Genomic DNA, 16,776 nt, shown 5'->3' with positions numbered 1-16,776 from the left:
GACCGTTTAACTTGCCGTTTCCGGATCAAGCAGGCGGTGCATGTGGACTATGAAATAGCGCATATGCGCGTTGTCGACCGTCGCCTGCGCCTTGGCTTTCCAGGCGGTGTAGGCTGTGGCGTAATTCGGGTAGATACCGACAATATCAAGGTCATCCAGATCGCGGAATGTCAGCCCGTCCGGCGATTCCAGCTCTCCGCCAAAGACGAGATGCAACAGCTGTTTCGGGGCGTCTGTGTCACTCATATTTTCCTCGCTTCTCGTCACTGCAAGCCTGAGCCCTGGACGGTTTCTGGCCCGGATCTCACGTCCACAAGCTGTCCATTTCCAAACTCGTGGAGCAAGCAACCCGCATTCTCAGGGACGCAGGTTGCCCCAGTTGTCAGCCGATCACGCCCTTCAGCGCCTCGCGCACCTTTTCGATCAGGGCGCCGGGCGCTGCGATCAAAGCCGGATGGCCTGTCTTGGCGCGGTTATAGGTCAGCAGCCGGCCTGACAGGTCGGTCAGCTTCCCGCCCGCTTCCTGCACCAAAAGATCGGCTGCCGCAAGGTCCCAATCGCTGGGGCCTCCCCGTGCGGCACCGACATCCACACGCCCGGCTGCAACGGTGACCAGCCTGTAGGCCAGAGACCTGAGAATATCGGTCGCCACGAAACCCGAGGCCAGAACATCCTCATTGGCAACGATCGAATGCGGCCCGGTCAGCGTGGCGCCGGCGACAAACTGCTGCCCGGAAACGCTCAGCTTCTTGCCGTTCAGAAAGGCCCCACCGCCCGAACGGGCCAGGAACATTTCCGCACGCACGGGACAGAACACGGCACCGGCAACAGGCCGGCCCGCCTCGACGACTGCCAAAGAGACCGTCCACTCGTCGCCACCGGCCAGAAAGGCCCGCGTTCCATCGATCGGGTCGACAATAAAGACCCTGTCATGATCCAGGCGCGAGCGATCGTCCGCGGTTTCCTCCGACAACCAGCCGTAGCCCGGCCGGGCCGTGCGCAGCGTTTCCGCTAGCATCCTGTCAACGGCCAGGTCCGCCTCCGACACCGGCGAGACACCCTGTTTGCCCTTGAACCAGCTTTCCGGATTCTGGCCGAAGAACGACAGCGCCAGGTCGCCGGCCTGGCGCGCCGCCGCTTCCAGGAGCGCCAGATCGTCTTCCGGTCCGGTGTCTGTAAAGTTGCCGTCAGCTACCGGCAAGAGCCATTCCCTCAATCATCAGGGACGGGGTCGCCGACGAGTAGCGGTTGTCCAGATCGTTGCCCGGAACAAGCCGCTGGAACATGTCGATCAGATTGCCGGCAATGGTGATCTCGCTGACGGGCTCGACAATCTGGCCGTTCTCGAACCAGAACCCGGAAGCGCCCCGGGAATAATCACCGGTGATGCCGTTGACGCCATGGCCGATCAGGTCGGTCACCAGCAGGCCCTCGCCCGCATCCGCCATCAGCTCCTCAAGGGATTTGTCGCCCGGCATCAGGGTGATGTTGGTCGCGCCGGGTGAGGTTCCGCTGCCGCTGCGATGGGCGCGTCCGTTCGGCGACAGGCCGAGTTCGCGGGCCGAGGCCCCGTCCAGGAACCAGTGCCTGAGAACACCGTCCTCGATCACGTTGAGCACATCGGCGCGCGTGCCTTCGCCGTCAAAGGGGCGGGTGGCGGCGCCGCGGCGCTTGAACGGATCGTCGACCACCTGAATGCCGGGCGCGAACACCGCCTCGTTCATCTTCTCTTTCAGAAAACTGGTCTTGCGCGCAATCGACGCGCCGTTGATGGCGCCGGCCAGGTGGCCGAGGATGCTGCGGGCGGCACGGGATTCATAAATGACATTGGTCGTGCGGGTGGAGAGTTTCTGAGGATTGAGGCGCCGGACCGCGCGTTCACCCGCCCTACGGCCGATCTCGGCCGGTGCTTCCAGATCCTCAAAGAAGGTCCGGCTGTCGAAATCATAATCCCGTTCCATGGCGGTGCCGTCTCCGGCCACCGCCGTCATGGACATGCCATAGCGTGAAGACAGGTACGAGCCTTCGAAGCCATGGCTCGTTGCCAGGACCACGCCGGCCAGACGCCAGGAGGCCCCGGCCCCGCCCGATTTGCTGACGCCGTCGACAGCCAGCCCGGCGGCCTCCGTCTCGAGCGCGATCTCGGTCAGCTGCTCAGCGGTCATTTCAGTGGTGTCCAGCAGTTCCAGCACCGGGAAGTCCTTCACCAGAAGCTCCGGATCTGCAAGACCGGCGTAAGGATCTTCCGGCGCGACCTTGGCCATGGCAACGGCGCGTTCGGCCAGACTGGCCGGATCGTCAAGCCGGTTGGCGGAAACAGCCGCCGTGCGCTTGCCGACAAACACCCGCAAGGTGACGTCGTCGCCTTCGGCACGTTCCGTTTCCTCGACCTTGCCTTCGCGGACATCGACGCCAAGCGAGACGCCGGTCACCGCGATGGCGTCGCAAGCATCGGCGCCTGCCTTGCGCGCAGCCTCGACAAGGCGTGCCGCGCGGGATTGCAATTCACTTTGATCGATCAGGTCCGACATGTTCTCAAGCTCATCCGCCATCTGGTCCGGCTGTTGTTTACGCCCCGTGCGTCCGCACCGCAACCGCCGGGGCCATTTGCCAACAATCCATTGCGTCTTCGCACCGCAATGGGACGATGCGCGCAACGGGATTTACAGCAAATGGGTTTGCGGCCATGTCCCGGCAAGAGGTTGCATTGCCACAGCCGTCAGCGGGATTTTTGCAGTCACCGCCGAGGCATAGCAAAAAGGGCCGCAGTCCGTCGCTGCACCTTTTACGTGTAAATCCAAGTTCCTGGCCACACAGCTGAACAAGCCGTTACTACCTTGATTACATTCCGGTAACCCTCTTTAAAATCAGACTTTTTTAACTCTGTCTCTTAAGCGGTTCACGACTCTTCTTCGCTACATTCAATCCCATCGAGAGACCAAAAAGGTCCGACCAAAAGGTCCGGTGGAGAGTCATTTGAGACGTCAAACAGAACAACAGGAAACTTCGGCAACCGGGACAGGCATTGCCACAATGCCCCAGCCCGGTTGCCTTCCGGTCCGCTTCGAGCAACGCCTTGAAAGCCGTCCCGGAACACCGTCCCTTCCTGCAGAAATCTTTCTCGACCGCGACCGGGCGGTCATCAAGCGCCGGGTCGCCGGTGTCCCGGTCACCGTCGTCGTGCCCGCACAGGGGTTCGACGGTGTCATGGTGCGTATCGTGCCTGGTGCCGCGGCCGGTGAAATCGTCGCTGCTTTGATCCTGAAACATCCGGACAGCGCCCTGTCGATCACCCTGGCCGAGACGAACCATTCCGACGACCTCGCCGTGTTGTGGAGCCGTTGGGCCCAGGTGTTCAACCTGCCGATGCTGGTCTGCGACCTCGGCGGCAAGGTCAAGCCGATCGAGGCCTTCAGCGCCGTGCCGACAGCAAAACCGACGCCGCGCCGCAAGCTGCGGCTTCTGACCGGCCGCCGCCCGCGGTTCCTGAACCGCCGCCAGCCGGGCCGCACAGCTGAGGCGACAAAGGTCCATGCCAACGAACGGGAAATCATCGCCCGCTCGTGATACCTCAGCTTGAAGCAGAACGCAGGAAAAAAGGCCCCGTCTTTCGGGGCCTTGATCGTTTTCAATCCTCAAATTCGTCATCCCGGACGCAGCGAAGCGGAGATCCGGGACCGGCGCGCCGATTTCCTAAGTTAGATCCTGCAATATTCGAAGACTTGAGCCTCTCCGGTCCCGGCTCGCGCTGCGCTTGGCCGGGAAAACACCGATGGGTGTTATTTCTCCCTAACAGCGCATGACACGCCGGACATGCCCGCCCGCCTACAGCCAGCCGATGAACGCATCCGCCACGAAACCCGCGAACAGGATCCAGCCATAGGTGCCATTGGAGCGGAACAGTTTCAGGCACTGGTCGCCATCGTCGATATCAAGCACGACGATCTGCCAGCCGAGATGAACCACACCGGCGAGAATGCCGAAAAAGGCGGCCGGGCCTGCATCCGCGAAACTCGCTGCCAGCATGAACAGCACCGTAGCTGCGCTATAAAGCAGGATCAGTGCGATCTTGGTGTGTTCGCCAAAGAGGCGCGCGGTCGATTTGACACCGACCAGCGCATCGTCTTCCTTGTCCTGGTGGGCGTAGATCGTGTCGTAGCCGATGGTCCAGCAGATACCGCCGAGATAAAGCAGGATCGGCGTCCAGCCGAGATCGCCGAACACCGCCGACCAGCCCATCAGCGCGCCCCACGAAAAGGCGAGGCCCAGAAACAGCTGCGGCCAGTTGGTGACGCGCTTCATGAAGGGATAGATGGCGACTGGCAGCAGCGAGGCGATGCCGAGCCAGATCGAGAATGTGTTGAACTGCAGCAGCACCGCCAGACCGATCAGCGCCTGGATCACCAGGAAAGCCTTGGCCTGGAATTTGGTCACCTGTCCCGCTGGGATCGGCCGCGAACGGGTCCGCTCCACCTTGGCATCGATGTCGACATCGACAATGTCGTTATAGGTGCAGCCGGCGCCGCGCATTGCCACCGCGCCGACGAAAAACAGCACCAGGTGCCACGGGTTTGGCCAGCCATGACCAGCGGCAATCGCGGCCAGGGCCGCGGACCACCAGCACGGCCAGAGCAACAACCACCAGCCGATCGGCCGTTCCCAGCGCGCAAGGCGCGCAAAGGGACGCAAGACAGGCGGCAGGCGCGTGTCGACCCAGTGACGCTTGACGGCGTCGGCGACAGGTCCGGTGTCCTTGGTGGTAAACATGGTTCAGCTGCCTATGCGAGTCTGTTGAGAGCGGGCCTACCGCCGGTCCGGGCGATGTCCCCGGCACTTCTACCGATATTTGAGATGAAATTCACCCTGCAACAGGTCATAGTGCCGCTGTCGTGGGCCTGTAGCCGAAAAGGCCAGGGAACCCACCCCCGGGCCATCCGGAAATCGGAGACCGTCTTGACACTTTCAGCCAGACACGCCGCCGCAGTTCTGCTTTCGCTTGCCGTTGGCCTAGCCGCCGTTCCCTCCATGGCCTTCGCCCAGAAACCGCCGCCACCGCCAGGGCATGGCGACGGCAAGCCGCCCCCTCGCCCGGGTGACGGAAATCCACCGCCCCGGCGTGGTGACGGACCGCCGCCGCGCCCCGGCGGTGGCGGAGACGTTCATGAGAGTGCCCCGGCCTCTTCCGGCGCGCGGACGATTGTCGGAGAAGTCTGGGTCGACAACTGGTTTCGGCTTTATGTCAACGGCGTACCACTTGTGGAGGACAGCGTTGCCTACAAGAGCGAGCGTTCGTTCAATGCCGAACGGTTCCGGTTCAACGCCGACCTGCCGATGACACTGGCCTTCGAATTCCGCGATTTCATGGAAAACGAAACGGGTCTTGAATATATCGGCACCCGGCGCCAGCAGATGGGCGACGGCGGAGCGATCGCACAGTTCAAGGATGCTGCGAGCGGAAAGGTGCTTGCCGTCACGAGCCGGGACTGGCGCTGCCTGACGGTCCAGGCCGCTCCGGCAAATGCGTCCTGTGCCGATGAGCGCAAACCCGATGTCTCGAAGGCCAATTGCGCGCCTGTCCGGGCAACGGTCGCAAGCGATTGGATGGCTCCTGGCTTCGACGACAGCGCCTGGCCGAAGGCAAGCCTTCATTCGGCCCGCGACGTCGGCCCCAAGGGCGGGTATGACCGGATCGACTGGGACCGGTCGGCAAAACTTATCTGGGGACCGGACCTGAAAAAGGACAATATTCTCTATTGCCGCCTCACCGTTGGAGGCTGATCCGAGCATTACCGGCCGCTTTCACGCGGCCGGGATTTGCAGCGCCCGGGCACCCGTGATAGACCGCGCCAACGCCATCCTGCCGTTCGGCAGGCTCCGGCCTTGCGCGTCAATCTCCTCAAAATGAGGCAGCCTTTTCATGAAACTCCTCCTGATCGGATCCGGCGGCCGCGAACATGCGCTGGCCTGGGCCCTGGCGAAATCTCCCAGACTGACCAAGCTCTATGCGGCGCCCGGCAACGCCGGCATCGCGGATGTCGCCGAACTGACGGATCTGAACGTCACAGACCACGCGGCCGTCATCGACTTCTGCCGCGCGCAAGACATCGATCTGGTTGTCGTGGGTCCGGAAGCCCCTCTGGTTGCCGGGCTCGTAGATGACCTGGCGGGCGCCGGCATCAAGGCCTTCGGGCCTTCTAAAGCCGCTGCCCAGCTGGAAGGCTCCAAGGCTTTTACCAAGGGTGTTTGCGACGAGGCCGAGATCCCGACCGCGGGCTATGGCCGGTTCGACAATGCCGAAGCGGCTCTTGCCTATATAGGCGACAAGGGCGCGCCGATCGTGGTCAAGGCCGACGGGCTGGCCGCAGGCAAGGGCGTGGTTGTCGCCATGACGCTGGAAGTGGCCGAAAAAGCCGTCACGGACTGTTTTGAAGGCTCCTTCGGCGCGGCCGGCGCGGAGGTCGTGATCGAGGAATTCCTGGAAGGCGAGGAAGCCAGCTTCTTTGTCCTGTCCGACGGCACCAACGCGCTGCCGCTGGCCACCGCCCAGGATCACAAGCGTGCCTTTGATGGCGACGAAGGCCCGAATACCGGCGGCATGGGCGCCTATTCGCCCGCTCCCGTCATGACCGACGAAATTGTCGCCGATGTCATGCGCCGGATCATCGAACCGACCATCGCGACTCTGGCCAAACGGGGCACGCCGTTCAAGGGCGTGCTGTTCGCCGGTCTGATGATCACCAAGGACGGACCGAAGCTGATCGAATACAACACCCGTTTCGGCGATCCGGAATGCCAGGTGATGATGATGCGCCTGACCAGCGATCTGCTGGATCTGCTGGAAGCCAGCATCGACGGGACACTGAACTCAGTTGAAGCCCATTGGCGCGATGAGGTCGCGCTCACCGTTGTCATGGCCGCCAACGGCTATCCGGGCAGCTACGACAAGGGCACCGAAATCCGTGGACTGCAGAACATCGATGCCGACGGGCTGACCGTGTTTCATGCCGGCACCAGGCGCGACGGCGACCGGATCCTCGCCAATGGCGGCCGCGTCCTAAATGTGACCGCGCTTGGCAAAAGCGTGCGCGAGGCCAAGGAGCGCGCCTATGGCGCCGTCGAGGCCATCGACTGGCCGGAAGGCTTTTGCCGCAGCGATATCGGCTGGCGCGCCGTCGCCCGCGAAAGCTGACGCCTCTCAATAAGAGCTTGGCAAGCGCTTAAAATCACAGGTAGTCTTTCCCCGGCGCAGGCTGGGGAGACTGACTTGCACAACAATTTGCCGGACCTGTTTCCGGGTTTCGACAGCATCACGGTTGAAGCCAATGAGGAGCGGCTGTTCTGCCGGGTTGGCGGATCGGGCCCCCCGCTTCTCTTGCTGCACGGCTATCCTCAGTCCCATGTGTGCTGGCACAAGATTGCCTCCCGGCTCGCAGAACATTTCACTGTCATCGCCGCCGATCTGCCCGGCTATGGCAGATCTTCGATACCGCCGCTCTCCGAGGACCACATGGCCTATTCCAAGCGGGCCATGGCGGCGACCTTTGTCGAGATGATGCGGGTCCTGGGGCACACCTGTTTTTTCATGGCCGGCCACGACCGCGGCGGCCGTGTGGCCTACCGGATGGCGCTTGATCACCCGGACCGGATCCAGCGGTTGGCGGTGCTCGATATCCTGCCGACCTGCGACTATTGGGACCGAATGGACCGGGCCTTCGGCCTGAAAATCTATCACTGGATGTTCCTGGCCCAGCCCGCGCCCTTTCCGGAAAAACTGATCGCCGCCTCGCCGATACGGTTCCTCACCCACACCTTGAGAAGCTGGACCGCCGCCAAGAGCCTGAGCTGCTTTTCCGAAGGCGCCATGACGCATAACCGCGCCTGGTTCTGCGATCCGGATCGGATATCCGCCACATGTGAAGATTACCGTGCCGGTGCCGGGATCGATTACGATCACGACCGCCAGTCCCTCGAGGACGGGCAGAGAATTAAACGCCCGCTGCTGGCCCTTTGGGGTGACAAGGGCATTGCCATGAGCGTGAAAGATCCCTTGGAGGTCTGGCGCGGCTGGAGTCCAATGGTCGAAGGTTTGGCTTTGCCAAGCGGTCACTTCCTGCCCGAAGAAGCGCCTGCTGAAACATTTGATGCTCTGTTCGGCTTTTTCGCCGTGTGAGAAAGCAGCCAATCGTCTTTTCAAGACGTGATTTCCGCCACTGCAGCCAAGCAATAGCCGACGGTGTTTTGTACGATTTCGTCGGGTCGGCAGAGTTCTATTCTTAATAAGCTTTAAGAAATCTATTCAATACAATTTAACCATTCGAGACTATTGAGAAAAATGGCAGTGATGGTTTGCAAAAATCTCCAAGCCTCAGGGGCATAAAAAACAGCAAACTGGTCCTGCCGGATCAGGCACAGCGAAAGCTGGCCGGGGGAACAGGTGCAACGCGTGGGAAAGCAAGAGTCATGGCATCGACAAGACTTGCGTGGGGGCAGGCCGCGCAAACGCCGCTTCAGCGCCGGTCTTGAGAAAATGCTCGACAAATGGTCTGCGGATGAAACCAGGTTCGAGAAACCGTTGCGGGCGGTTTTTCTGGCCTTTCTCGGCCTGACCGTTGTCGTTCTCACCTTTCAGAACATCGTTTCGGAATACCGGAGCCTGCGCGAGCCGCAGGAGGCGACCGTCAAAACAGCCGAACGGTTGCTGATGCACCAGCGCAAGCTCGGTTCACAGACCCTCGACCAGGCCGTCGCAACCGTGAGCAAGGACACGGATCTTCAAAACGCCATCCTGACCAGAGACCGGCAGGAAATCAAACGTGTCGCGGACCGCGTGTTTGCCAGCAAGACCGTCGGCCTCGACATGAGCGAACTGACGATTTTCTCTGCTGACCAGCAAATTGTCTACAAGGCCGACGGCGCAGACGCGGCCGCTACGCAGTCCGAGGATTTCCAGTCCGAGCTGAATGCCAGCCTGTTCCGCCAGACCAACGACATCGAATTTGGACCGGATAACAAGCTGGTCGTCGGCGTGCTGCGTCCGTGGATCGTTGACGGGACGCTGATCGGCTATCTCAAGCTTTCGATCAATATTGAATCTTCCCTGGCCCTCGCCAGTTCCGCCGTCGACGCGCAGATCGTCAAACTGTGCGAGATCGCAACGGCCGACGCACCGGGCGGCAGCACGATCCGCTATCGTGTTCTCGGCGACCTCACGCCTTCCGGCCTGGATTTGGACAAGGCCCTTGAAAACAGTGGCAGCGTCAACGACGTCGACCGCTTCCTGATCCAGGACAGCAAAGTGTTCATGGCCCGGGATCTGCCGATCCCGGTGATCAGTTCCAAACATGTCGTCCGTCTGGTTCTTGTGAAAGACATCACCGGCAACGTCCTCGCCTTCCTGGAAGGAACGGCACTGTCCCTGATGGCCGGCATCGGTCTGGCGCTGCTGGCCTGGACGGTGGTCTTTCGCCTGCTGTCACGTCTCCAGACCTCGGTCCAGAAGACCCGTCTGCGTCTGGAAGGCGAAATTCGCGACAGGACCCTCCGTCTCGAGGAGAGCGCCCTGCAACTGAACGAGGCGCAGCATATCGCCAAAGTCGGCAGCTGGGAGCGGACCATCGCCACCAATGAAATCCAGGCGACGGAAGAGTTCTACCAGATCATGGGCCTGCCGCGGGACCTGCCCGCCGATCAGATCCAGAAGCACATCTTTGCCCGCATTCCCAGCCATGAACATCATAGCGCCCTCGGCATCGTCCGGAAGGCGATCGAGATGTGCGGTGATTTCGACGTTGAGCACGGACTTGTTCTGGAAGACGGCAGTCACAGGCATCTGCACATCAGAGGCTACGTGCTGGCGGGGCCCGACGGCAAGGCGGCGAAGGTGGTCGGCATCGTGCACGACATCACCGCCCGGCGTGAGGCGGAGCGGCGCAACCATCTGCTGGCCAGCATTCTGGAAAGCTCGCTCAACGAGATCTACATTCTCAACGCCGAGACCTTCCACATCGAATATGCCAACGAGTGCGCCCTCCGCAATCTCGGCTACAGCCTCGAGGAGCTGAAATCCCACCGCATCTGGGACATCGATCCGGTCTACGATCTGGAGACGGTGCGCCGTCATGTCTCGCCGCTGCTGGACGGCGTTCAGGTCAGCCTGTCGGTGGAAAGCGTTCACCGGCGTAAGAACGGCAGCGAATATCCCGTCGATCTGCGGGTTCAGCTGATCAAGGAACAGGACCGCGACCTTATCGTGGCCATCGCGAACGACGTGTCGGAACGGGTTCAGCGCGAAAACGAGACCCGTGAGGCGAAGGTGCGCGCGGAGCGCCTGGCCTATTTCGACCCGCTGACAAAGTTGTCCAACCGCGCCGGCTGCCAGCGCGACGCCAAGATCCGCTTTGACGATGGCGACAAACCGGCGTTCCTGGTGCATGTCGACATGGACGGTTTCAAGCGGGTCAACGACACGCTTGGTCATCGGGCCGGCGATCAATGCCTGGAAGAAACCGGCCGGCGGCTGCGGGAAGTCTGCCGCGGCCTCGGGACCGCCTATCGCTGGGGTGGCGACGAATTCGTGATCCTCGCGGAAAGCAACACGTCGGATCCCAACGAATTGTGCGAGCGCGCAAGACGGCTCATGCGCCAGCCGATGGAAAATAACGGCAACCGCTATTGGCCAACGGTCAGCATGGGGCTGGCGCTGTGCCCGGATGACGGCGACGATTTCGACACGCTGCTGGTCAATGCCGACCTTGCGCTCTACCAGTCCAAGGAAAACGGCAAGGACCGCTACACTTTCTTCAAGCCGGACATGCGCGCAGACAGCGAGACCGAAGCGCGCCTCGAACGCGAACTTCAGGACGCGATCCAGAACGACGAGTTTTTCCTGGTGTTCCAGCCCCAGGTCAACCTGCGCACCCAGGCCGTGACCGGTGTCGAGGCGCTCGTCCGCTGGCAGCATCCCGAGCGCGGCACCGTGTCGCCCGGGGAGTTCCTTCCTGTGATCGAGAAATCGGGACTGGCACCGTTGCTGGGCGAGATTGTCATCGACAAGGCTCTGTCGGCCGCACGGGATTGGTTGGAGGCCGGCCTTGATTTCGGACGCATTTCGGTGAACGTGTCGCCGTCCCACCTGGCCTCCGGAAAGCTGCTTGACCACTTCAATACCTCAATGGACACACATGGCATCGCGCCGGAACGGGTCACGGCTGAGGTTCTGGAATCGGTCTTTTTGAACGACACCCGGTCAGGTCATCTGACAACCCTCAAGAAGTTGTACGATCTGGGCGTTCACATCGAACTGGATGATTTCGGCACCGGTTACGCGTCCCTGTCCCATGTGACGGACCTGCCCATCAACGGCCTGAAGATCGACCGCTCCTTCACCAGGCAGATGCTTCAGGATCCGAAGAAGGAAATCGTGGTCAACCAGCTCATTCACCTGGCCCGGTCCCTGAATATCGGGATCGTCTGCGAGGGTGTGGAAACGGAAGCCCAATATGACCGGCTCCGGATGATGGGCGACTTCTCGATCCAGGGCTACCTGATCGCCCGGCCGATGCCGTTCAAGGAGACAACCGGCTGGATGTCCGAAGCGGCCGACGATCTCTATTTCGTCATTTGAATGTCGCCCCCTCCGACAGCCCAATGACGCTTTCCTGACTTTTTTGCGCCGGGACGCTTGGAAAAACGAAACGCCTCCCCATCTAAAGTGAACAACGTTCACTAAGAGGATGGCCGTTCATGTCCACGTCAACTCACGCCCCGCGTATCGGCCTTGCACTTGGCGGTGGCGGCGCCCGCGGCCTTGCCCATATCCCCGTTCTGGAAGCCTTTGACGATCTGGGCCTCAAGCCTGCCCGGATCGCGGGCACCTCGATCGGCGCCATCATGGGCGCGGTCTATGGCAACGGCCGCAGCGGCGAGGAGATCCGGGAGATCGCGCGGGACCTGTTTGCCGACCGAAACGGCGTTTTCTCGCGTCTGTGGCAGCTGCGGCCGAAGCGGTTCGCCGACATGTTCCGCTCGACCCCCGTGCAGTTCGATCCGCAGCGTGTGCTTGAGGTCTTCATCGGGGATTATTTGCCGAAGCGGTTCGAGGACCTGCAGATCCCCCTGCGCATGCATGCCACCGACTTTTACGGCTGTGAGGAAGTCACCTTCGACAGCGGACCGATTCTGCCCGCACTGGCCGCGTCGATTGCGATGCCTGCGGTTTTCAAGCCGGTTCTGCACAACGGCCGCTACCTGATCGATGGCGGCGTGGTCAATCCACTGCCCTTTGACGGCCTGCGCGCGGATTGCGATATCGTTGTCGCCGTCGATGTGGTCGGTGCGCCCGTGCCCCGGGACGACAAGGACGATATCAGCATGCTGGACTCGCTGTTCGGCTCGTCGCAGATCCTGATGCAGACCATCACCAAGCAAAAACTCAAGATGGATCAAGCGGATATCCTTGTCCGTCCGCCGCACGATCCGATCCGCGTGCTAGATTTCATGAAAGCGGAACGCATTTTGAACAACGCGGAATCCCTGCGCGCTGTGACAAGGGAACATCTGACACAGCTAGTAAAAGAACCGATGAAAGTTACTTGAAAGCAACATTCGCACAATTGACCAGATAAATCGATTCTATTGAAGCGAATTTGGGCTTTAATAAAACATTAAGAAAACTCCCAAATAATTTTCTTAAGTTATTAGGAGAAAAACAATGCAGCCCACGGGATCGACAGATTTGGAAGCATGTCCGGTATCGGACGATTTGTTGAAACGGCTGCTCGACACGACCTTGAGCGCGGTTGCCGATCTTGGCGGTCAATTGCCGGAACCCCAGCGGGCGGCGCTGGCGGTTTATTGTTACCGCCGGGCGCATTTCCGCAAGCTGGGCCTGACGCTGGCTGCGCTTTGCAGCCGGCAAAGCCTGGCGATCGAAGCCGGTCACGCCGGCGAATTGATATTCCGGCAGGCGACAGCCGGGTCGGCGCATGAACTCGACAAGGATATCCGCCACAGGAGCACCAAGGCACCCGTCAGTCTTCACGTGGTTTGAACCCTCCAATCCGGGGCAGGTCCTTCCTCCCACCCGCCCCCACCTCAGGCAACCGCCTTCGCAGCCACAGCGCGAGCCGGTTGCCTTTTCTTTTGGCATTTCCGGTCCGGATAGAGCCAAGTTTCAGGCATTCGACCCGTAACCGGGCGGTTCCTGCTTGCCTCAATGCCCGAGCCCCCTACTCTTAAGCGGACAGACCAGATATCGGGTGGCGCATCATGGCATCATTGCTTCACGCTTTTCTCGGCCTCCTGCGCGGGGGCACGACGCGTTTCGGCCAACTGGCCGCATTCGTTTCGCTGGCCCTGTCCGCTTCAACGCTCCCGGCTCTCGCCGTTTGCCAACTGGTCGCGCAGGCGCCCTTCGGATCGGGCGAGCCTGGAGAAGCCAGGATCTGGCAGGTTGCGCTTCAGGCGGGCGACGTCCAGATCCGCTATATCGGCCATTCCACGTTCGAACTGGAGACACCGAAGGGCGTGCGGATCGCGACGGACTACAATGACATTCATCGACCGCTGCAGCCGCCGACCGTTGCCACCATGAACGGTGCCCACAGCACCCATTATTCGATGAGCCCCGATCCCAATATCGAACATCTGCTTTATGGCTGGAATCCCGGGGGCGGTCCGATGGACCACGATCTGACGGTCGGAGATGTCCGTATCCGCAACATCCAGACCAACATTCGCGGCTGGGACGGCGAAAGCCGGCGGCTTGGCAATTCCATCTTCATCTTCGAGGTCGCTGACCTGTGCATTGCCCATCTGGGCCACCTGCATCACAGGCTCACCCAGGAGGACCTGACCCGGCTCGGCCAGATCGACGTGGTGTTCGCTGCGATTGACAACACGTCAACCCTCAGGCTCGACAGTCTGATGGATGTGTTGGCAAGCGTCGGCCCGGCCATGGTGATCCCGATGCATTTCCATTTCGCCGGCGCCCTTCCGGCTTTCACGGCGCGCGCGCAGGAAGCCGGTTATGACATTGTTCAGGCGAAAACTTCGTCCGTGGTCGTCAGCCGCTCAAGTCTGCCGGTCAAACCGACGGTCTACATCATGATGCCGGGTGGCGCTTAGGCGTCCGCGCCTCAGCCCTCTAAGCGCAGGAAAAGCACCTGACTGTCGCCGGCTTCGCGCTGATCGAGCGTTTCGAAGCCCTGCGGCACCTCCACGTCGGCGGACGCCCGTTCCTCCAGCACGCAGATGGAGTTCTGTTTCAGCCACCCTCCGGCAGCAGCCGAGGCCAGGGCCTTTTCGCCCATGCCCTTGTCATAGGGCGGGTCGGCGAACACCAGATCGAAGGGCGCGATCGTGCCGGCGCTGCCGAGGCGGGTGGCATCGCGGCGGAAGATCTTGGCGGCCCCATTGAGGCCGAGCGTTTCCATGTTGCGTCGGATAACGCCACGGGCCTCCGTCCCCTCTTCGATGAAGGTGCAATGGCCCGCGCCCCGGCTGATCGCCTCGAAACCGAGCGCGCCGGTGCCGGCAAAGAGATCCAGCACGCGCATCCCGTCCAGATCCACATCCAGGCCATGCGCCAGGATGTTGAAGACGGTCTCGCGCAACCGGTCGCTGGTCGGCCTTGTGCCCTGGGTTTTGGGCGCGGCGAGTGCCGTGCCCTTGAACCGCCCGGCAACGATCCTCACGAGCGGTCTCCGCGCCGCGGGCCGCGTCCCCCTTTTGGCGGGCCGCGCCGGTCATCCTTGTCCCGGTCCGTGCGGCTCTGCTGCTGCTTGTCTTCCACCAGGCCGTCCTCGCCCCAGATGCGGCGTTGCGGCGGCGAGCGGCGTTCTTCGCCAAAATCCTTACGCGGCTTCGGTTCGGACGTCAGGCGGAAGCGCGAACGCGGCGAGACCTTCTCCTGGCGCGGACCGCTGTTCTTGCGCGGGCCCTGGCCCGGGCCCTTGTCAGCCCTCTTGCCAGGCCCCTTGCCGCGCTCCTGCTTGCGCTCGGCCCGATCCGCCTTGGCAGCCTTGCGCCGGTCAGTTTCGCCCTGCCCCTCACGTGCCGTCAGCCATTTGCCTTGCGGACCATCCCGCTTGTCACCGGGACGGCCGCCACGCTTTGCACCAGCAGGTTTCTTTTCCGTTTCCTGTTTGGGCGTATGGAAGATCGGCGCGTCGAAATCCGCACCAGCCTCTTCGGCGAGCGCTTCGCCCAACTGGTCACGCAAAACGCGGCCGCGGATTTCACGCACGCTCTTTTCCGGAAGGTCCATCAGCTGGAATGGGCCGTAGGACAGGCGGATCAGCCTGTTCACCGTAAGACCCAGATGCTCCAGAACCCGCTTGACCTCGCGGTTCTTGCCTTCGCGCAGACCAACCGTCATCCAGACATTGTCGCCCTGTTCCTTGTCGAGCGTCGCTTCGATGGCGCCGTAAAGCACGCCGTCAATCGCAACGCCGTCCTTCAGTCCGTCGAGATCCGCCTGGGTGACCTTGCCAAAGGCGCGCACGCGGTAACGGCGCAGCCAGCCGGTCGCCGGCAGTTCCAGCACACGGGCCAGACCGCCGTCATTGGTCAGGAGCAGCAGGCCTTCGGTGTTGATGTCGAGACGGCCGACGGTCAGGACACGCGGCAGGTCGTCCGGCAGGCGGTCGAACACGGTCGGCCGGCCTTCCGGATCCTTGTTGGTGGTCACCAGGCCGCGCGGCTTGTGGTAGAGCCACAGGCGCGTGCGCTCACGCATCGGCAGAGGTTCGCCGTCAACGAGAACCTTGTCCGAAGCCGTCACGGTGACGGCAGGCGTGGTCAGCGGTTTGCCATTCAGCTGCACCCGGCCGTTTTCGATCCAGGTCTCGGCGTCCCGGCGCGAGCACAGGCCGGCGCGCGCCATCACCTTGGCGATACGCTCGCCGCGATCACTGCCCTCACCGGCTTGGCGGACCGCCGCCGGTTTCGGGCCGGCCGCAGGTTTCGGACCGGCCGCAGGTTTCGGACCGGCCTTTTTGAAGCCGGGTTTCCGGTCGCCCGCCTTATAGGCGCCACCGGGAGCGGAGCGGCGTTTGCCGTCTGCACGCTTGTCGCGGCCCTGGCCTCTATCGCGGCCCGGGCGCTCGGAAGATTTTCTTGTCGTCATGCGCGCGTCATAGCAGAGCTTGAGCCATTCGGGAATCGCTTGTTTTCACCATTTTCCGCATGGGACGTGTGCCGGCACCGCATGGCGCGGCAAGACCGGGGCTGACGACGCCGTGAAATCCAACTAAGAAGACAGGAACCGGCTTCTGAAATCCCGCCTCAAGACCAACATGACCGCACCCGACCGAGACACCCGTCAGACTTCCTTCATGGACCTCGCGCTGGAAGAAGCGGAGCAGGCGGCGGACCGCGGCGAAGTTCCGGTTGGCGCGGTTCTGGTGAAGGACGGCGTGGTGCTGGCAAAGGACGGCAACCGCACGCTGGAACTCAACGATCCGACCGCCCATGCGGAGATCCAGGTCATTCGCACGGCCTGTCTCGCCTTGAATTCGCAGCGGCTGCCCGATTGCGATCTCTATGTCACGCTGGAGCCCTGCCCGATGTGCGCGGGCGCGATTTCCTTTGCCCGCATCCGCCGGCTGTATTACGGCGCCGGCGACGAAAAGGGCGGCGCGGTCGATCACGGCACGCGCTTCTTCCGCCAGCCGACCTGTCATCATGCCCCGGACGTCTATTCTGGCATCGGCGAATCACGGGCCGGAAAATTGCTGAAATCGTTTTTTCAATCTCGCCGGTAGAAGCGTCCTGCGT

General features: G+C 62.0%; 14 protein-coding genes and 1 pseudogene. 9 read left to right on the top strand and 6 right to left on the bottom strand.

Annotated features, from left to right (window positions below; genetic code table 11):
• Window positions 1-6 precede the first annotated feature (6 nt).
• The 3 genes from M0H32_RS00985 to M0H32_RS00975 all read right to left on the bottom strand — a co-directional run bounded on the left by M0H32_RS00985 (window position 7) and on the right by M0H32_RS00975 (window position 2,531).
• A complete protein-coding gene (locus tag M0H32_RS00985; protein WP_248149592.1) occupies window positions 7-246 on the bottom strand; it encodes a DUF4170 domain-containing protein in 240 nt (79 codons plus the stop codon).
• Between the two features lie 136 nt (window positions 247-382).
• On the bottom strand, window positions 383-1,201 hold the full coding sequence (locus M0H32_RS00980) for a 3'(2'),5'-bisphosphate nucleotidase CysQ (RefSeq protein WP_248149589.1): 819 nt from the start codon (window positions 1,199-1,201) through the stop codon (window positions 383-385).
• Complete coding sequence (locus M0H32_RS00975; RefSeq protein WP_248150520.1) at window positions 1,188-2,531, bottom strand: TldD/PmbA family protein; 1,344 nt, start codon at window positions 2,529-2,531, stop codon at window positions 1,188-1,190. The genes M0H32_RS00980 and M0H32_RS00975 overlap by 14 nt, the downstream gene beginning before the upstream one ends.
• Before the next feature lie 445 nt (window positions 2,532-2,976).
• Between M0H32_RS00975 and M0H32_RS00970 the strand changes: the two genes are divergently transcribed.
• Window positions 2,977-3,567 (top strand): DUF6101 family protein, encoded by a 591-nt coding sequence (locus M0H32_RS00970; RefSeq protein ID WP_248149586.1) that lies wholly within the window; start codon window positions 2,977-2,979, stop codon window positions 3,565-3,567.
• A 258-nt stretch (window positions 3,568-3,825) separates the two neighbouring features.
• Here the strand turns inward: M0H32_RS00970 and ubiA are convergent, their stop codons facing one another.
• Window positions 3,826-4,767, bottom strand: coding sequence for a 4-hydroxybenzoate octaprenyltransferase (gene ubiA, locus M0H32_RS00965; protein WP_248149583.1), 942 nt, complete (start codon window positions 4,765-4,767; stop codon window positions 3,826-3,828).
• Between the two features lie 186 nt (window positions 4,768-4,953).
• Between ubiA and M0H32_RS00960 the strand changes: the two genes are divergently transcribed.
• The 7 genes from M0H32_RS00960 to M0H32_RS00930 all read left to right on the top strand — a co-directional run bounded on the left by M0H32_RS00960 (window position 4,954) and on the right by M0H32_RS00930 (window position 14,124).
• The gene (locus M0H32_RS00960) at window positions 4,954-5,778 is read left to right on the top strand and encodes a PEBP family protein (RefSeq protein WP_248149581.1); all 825 of its coding nucleotides are present in this window, start codon (window positions 4,954-4,956) and stop codon (window positions 5,776-5,778) included.
• 139 nt (window positions 5,779-5,917) lie between these two features.
• Entirely contained in the window at window positions 5,918-7,189 is a 1,272-nt protein-coding gene (gene purD, locus M0H32_RS00955; RefSeq protein ID WP_248149578.1) for a phosphoribosylamine--glycine ligase, read from the top strand.
• 75 nt (window positions 7,190-7,264) lie between these two features.
• Window positions 7,265-8,170 (top strand): alpha/beta fold hydrolase, encoded by a 906-nt coding sequence (locus tag M0H32_RS00950; protein ID WP_248149575.1) that lies wholly within the window; start codon window positions 7,265-7,267, stop codon window positions 8,168-8,170.
• A gap of 306 nt (window positions 8,171-8,476) precedes the next feature.
• Window positions 8,477-11,623, top strand: coding sequence for a bifunctional diguanylate cyclase/phosphodiesterase (locus tag M0H32_RS00945; protein ID WP_248149573.1), 3,147 nt, complete (start codon window positions 8,477-8,479; stop codon window positions 11,621-11,623).
• Between the two features lie 119 nt (window positions 11,624-11,742).
• The gene (locus M0H32_RS00940; protein ID WP_248149570.1) at window positions 11,743-12,594 is read left to right on the top strand and encodes a patatin-like phospholipase family protein; all 852 of its coding nucleotides are present in this window, start codon (window positions 11,743-11,745) and stop codon (window positions 12,592-12,594) included.
• A gap of 115 nt (window positions 12,595-12,709) precedes the next feature.
• Window positions 12,710-13,048, top strand: a complete 339-nt coding sequence (locus M0H32_RS00935; protein ID WP_248149567.1) for a hypothetical protein — start codon at window positions 12,710-12,712, stop codon at window positions 13,046-13,048.
• Between the two features lie 218 nt (window positions 13,049-13,266).
• Window positions 13,267-14,124, top strand: coding sequence for an MBL fold metallo-hydrolase (locus tag M0H32_RS00930; protein WP_248149565.1), 858 nt, complete (start codon window positions 13,267-13,269; stop codon window positions 14,122-14,124).
• An 11-nt stretch (window positions 14,125-14,135) separates the two neighbouring features.
• Here M0H32_RS00930 and rsmD read toward each other — a convergent pair whose 3' ends face one another.
• Both rsmD and M0H32_RS00920 read right to left on the bottom strand, forming a co-directional pair.
• Entirely contained in the window at window positions 14,136-14,693 is a 558-nt protein-coding gene (gene rsmD / locus M0H32_RS00925) for a 16S rRNA (guanine(966)-N(2))-methyltransferase RsmD (RefSeq protein WP_248149563.1), read from the bottom strand.
• A gap of 371 nt (window positions 14,694-15,064) precedes the next feature.
• A pseudogene (locus M0H32_RS00920) lies at window positions 15,065-16,126 on the bottom strand (pseudouridine synthase); the annotation flags it as partial.
• 169 nt (window positions 16,127-16,295) lie between these two features.
• Between M0H32_RS00920 and M0H32_RS00915 the strand changes: the two are divergent.
• A complete protein-coding gene (locus tag M0H32_RS00915; protein WP_248149559.1) occupies window positions 16,296-16,763 on the top strand; it encodes a nucleoside deaminase in 468 nt (155 codons plus the stop codon).
• Window positions 16,764-16,776: the final 13 nt, after the last annotated feature.

The organism is Roseibium sediminicola (genome assembly GCF_023156505.1).
GTDB lineage: Bacteria > Pseudomonadota > Alphaproteobacteria > Rhizobiales > Stappiaceae > Roseibium > Roseibium sediminicola.
This window is presented reverse-complemented; position numbering and strand designations above follow the sequence as displayed.